Annotated in this window: 2 protein-coding genes; both read left to right on the top strand. The window is 63.6% G+C overall.

Annotated features, from left to right (window positions below):
• Positions 1 to 624 (top strand): pyruvate, phosphate dikinase (locus H5T60_14285; GenBank protein MBC7243601.1); only part of this gene is annotated, 624 nt, incomplete at its 5' end.
• A 482-nt stretch (positions 625 to 1,106) separates the two neighbouring features.
• Positions 1,107 to 2,176, top strand: a 1,070-nt coding sequence (locus tag H5T60_14280; GenBank protein MBC7243600.1) for a B12-binding domain-containing radical SAM protein, incomplete at its 3' end; no start/stop codon positions are given.

Raw genomic sequence — 2,176 nt, 5'->3', positions numbered from 1 at the left:
ATCATCCAGATGCAGGTGCGCGCTATCCTGGAAGCGGCCTGCAACGTGGAGGCCGAGGGCGTGAAGGTCCTGCCGGAGATCATGATCCCGCTGACCGGTCACGTCAACGAGCTGAAGCGCACCCGCGAACTGCTGGAGCCGGTGGCGGAGGCGGTCATGGCGGAGAAGGGCCGGCGCATCCACTACAAGTTCGGCACCATGATCGAGATCCCGCGCGCGGCCATCACCGCCGACCAGATCGCAGAGGTCGCGGAGTTCTTCTCCTTCGGCACCAACGACCTGACCCAGACCACCTTCGGCTATTCCCGCGATGACGCCGAGGGCAAGTTCCTGCTCAAGTACGTCGAGGAGAAGATCCTGCCCGAGAACCCCTTCCAGACCCTGGACCGCGACGGCGTCGGCTACCTGGTCAAGCTGGGCGTGGAGCGCGGCCGGGCGACCCGCCCCGACCTGCATGTGGGCATCTGCGGCGAGCACGGCGGCGACCCCGCCTCCATCGAGTTCTGCCACCAGGTCGGTCTGAACTACGTCTCCTGCTCGCCGTTCCGCGTGCCGGTGGCGCGTCTGGCGGCGGCGCAGGCGGCGCTGAAGAGCAAGCAGGTGAAGGTCGCCTTCGACGTGTAGTTTTCTTCCCGCCGGCGGTCTCGGATGCGGTATTCCGCCGGCGTTTCCCATAAGAGCCCCTTCCACCAGGGAGGGGCTCTTTGTATTCATTTCCTGGCGTCTTCCTAGGTGACAGTCACCTCAAAGGTGGCTGTCACCTGAAGTAGCCCTCGCTTTGGTCATTTGAGGGCAGTTAGGATATAATGAGCGGGTCAGCAGGTGTTCTACAAGGATCCGACAGCTTGATGAAGAGATTTTCACCCGATGATGGGGGCTTTTCACCCTTTTTTCATGCTTTGACATTATAATTGATAGAAGCAACAGCGATGCAGAAGGCCCGTCGATGCGGGTTATGCGGTGCATGGGTCCCGATTGGGGATGGGAGCGGATTGGGGGCGCCGGCGCTTCCGCCGGCCAGACATCTCACAGGCGGACGATCGGGGATCTCCCTCATCCACGGCATCGAGGGGCATCCCCTTTTATATGCGTAAGAGAGGAAGGCCATGAAGGTCGCTTTGATCTCGCCGAAGTGGAACCAGATGGTCAACAGCTATCCCTCGCTGGGCCTGGGATACCTGGCGGCGGTGCTGGAGCGGCGCGGGGATGAGGTGCGCATCTTCGATTTCGGGCTGGACCCCCGCCGGCCGCTGGAGGAAGAGGTGCATGACGTGCTGGCGTTCCGGCCGGACCTCATCGGCCTGACCGCCATGACCACCTCCTATCACAGCGCGGAGGAAACCATGACACTGCTGCGCGCCGGCACCCGCGCCCCCATGGTCCTGGGTGGGCCGCACGCCACGGTCTTTCCGGCGCGCACTTTAGAGGAACAGCCGGCGCTGGACTACCTGGTCTTCGGCGAAGGCGAGGAAACCATGCTGGAGCTGATGGAGGTGATCGAGGGACGGCGCGACCCCGCCGCGGTGGCCGGCCTGTGCTACCGCCGCGACGGCCAGGTCATCTGCAACCCGGCGCGCCCGCTGATCCGCGAACTGGATGCCCTGCCGTTCCCCGCTCGGCACCTGTTCCAGCTCGAGCGCTATCCCCTCTACGCGCCTGACGGCGGCCGTATGCTCACTGTCCTGACCAGCCGCGGCTGTCCCTACAACTGCAGTTACTGTTTCAAGGGCATCGTCGGGCGCACCTACCGTCAGCGCAGTCCCGAGAACCTGCTCCTGGAACTGAAAGAGCTGATCCGGACCTACGGCATCCGCAACTTCTACTTTATTGACGATCTGTTCACGCTGGACGTGAAGCGGCTGAACATCCTGCTGGATATGATCATCGCCGAAGGGTTGGACATCCGCTGGCAGTGTCTGGCGCGGGTGGACCGCGTCACGCCCGAGCTACTGCGGAAAATGGCGGCCGCCGGCTGTCGGCAGATCCATTACGGCATCGAGTCCGGCAACCAGGAGATCCTGGATCGCGTCGGCAAGCGCATCACGCTGGAGCAGGTGCGGCAGGCCGTGCGCTGGACGGCCGAGGCCGGCATCCGCAGTAAAGGCTACTTCATGCTGGGCCTGCCGGGCGATACCGAGGAAACGATGGAGCAGACGATCCAGTTCGCGGCCTCCTT

The organism is Anaerolineae bacterium (assembly GCA_014360855.1).
Taxonomy (GTDB): Bacteria; Chloroflexota; Anaerolineae; order JACIWP01; family JACIWP01; genus JACIWP01.
Note: the sequence above shows the minus strand (reverse complement) of the source record. Positions and strands in the feature narration are given on the sequence as shown.